Origin of the sequence: Aeromonas sp. LsrichE-8G, assembly GCF_022869435.1 — a bacterium.
In the GTDB taxonomy this organism is placed as follows: domain Bacteria; phylum Pseudomonadota; class Gammaproteobacteria; order Enterobacterales; family Aeromonadaceae; genus Aeromonas; species Aeromonas caviae.
The window spans coordinates 1-491 of sequence record NZ_JALIHH010000233.1 but is presented as its reverse complement, the minus strand read 5'-3'; the positions used below and the strand labels follow the sequence as shown (position 1 = coordinate 491).

1 protein-coding gene and 1 rRNA gene are annotated in these 491 nt (G+C 46.4%); both read left to right on the top strand.

Going from position 1 to position 491, the window contains the following annotated elements; translation table 11 throughout:
* Positions 1-203, top strand: a 203-nt coding sequence (locus MUW49_RS19675) for a hypothetical protein (RefSeq protein WP_244813110.1), incomplete at its 5' end; no start/stop codon positions are given.
* A 23S ribosomal RNA gene (locus MUW49_RS19670) occupies positions 190-491 on the top strand; the annotation flags it as partial. The genes MUW49_RS19675 and MUW49_RS19670, both read left to right, overlap by 14 nt.

The window sequence follows — 491 nt, the reverse complement described above, 5'->3', positions numbered from 1 at the left end:
ACTCTGTTTTCTTCGGCCTCGTGCCGTTGCAAACATGCTCTTTAACAATCTGGAAAGCTGATTTAAAAAGTAGTTCTCAAACATTTGTTACAAGTGCTTTGGAAACTTCTTGGCGAAAACCAAATTTTATTTGGTCCTTGTTGTACAGCAACTTGAATGCCGTTTCGACGACACTTCTTGGGGTTGTATGGTTAAGTGACTAAGCGTACATGGTGGATGCCTTGGCAGTCAGAGGCGATGAAGGACGTACTAACCTGCGATAAGCCGTGAGCAGTCGGTAAGAGACATTACGACTCACGGATTTCCGAATGGGGAAACCCACTTAGCATAAGCTAGGTATCGCTACGTGAATACATAGCGTAGCGAGGCGAACCGGGAGAACTGAAACATCTAAGTACCCCGAGGAAAAGAAATCAACCGAGATTCCCTCAGTAGCGGCGAGCGAACGGGGATTAGCCCTTAAGCATCTTGGAAGTTAGTGGAACGGTCCT